The sequence below is a fragment of the Pseudomonas sp. P110(2024) genome (assembly GCF_057480795.1).
Genome location: NZ_JBLIYT010000036.1, coordinates 1 through 585, shown reverse-complemented (window position 1 = coordinate 585; position 585 = coordinate 1). Strand labels below are relative to the sequence as shown.

Genomic DNA, 585 nt, shown 5'->3' with positions numbered 1-585 from the left:
TCTACCTAACCACCTGTGTCGGTTTGGGGTACGGTTCCCAGTTATCTGAAGCTTAGGAGCTTTTCTTGGAAGCATGGCATCAACCACTTCGCGCTCTAAAGAGCACTCGTCATCAGCTCTCGGCCTTGAAATCCCGGATTTGCCTAAGATCTCAGCCTACCACCTTAAACTTGGACAACCAACGCCAAGCTGGCCTAGCCTTCTCCGTCCCTCCATCGCAATAACTGGAAGTACAGGAATATTAACCTGTTTTCCATCGACTACGCTTTTCAGCCTCGCCTTAGGGACCGACTAACCCTGCGTCGATTAACGTTGCGCAGGAAACCTTGGTCTTTCGGCGTGCGAGTTTTTCACTCGCATTGTCGTTACTCATGTCAGCATTCGCACTTCTGATACCTCCAGCAAGCTTCTCAACTCACCTTCACAGGCTTACAGAACGCTCCTCTACCGCGTCATCAAAGATGACACCCGTAGCTTCGGTGCATGGTTTGAGCCCCGTTACATCTTCCGCGCAGGCCGACTCGACTAGTGAGCTATTACGCTTTCTTTAAAGGGTGGCTGCTTCTAAGCCAACCTCCTAGCTGT

1 rRNA gene is annotated in these 585 nt (G+C 51.1%); it reads right to left on the bottom strand.

Annotated elements, in window-relative coordinates:
- Positions 1-585: ribosomal RNA gene (locus AC25ND_RS26365) — 23S ribosomal RNA — on the bottom strand; the annotation flags it as partial.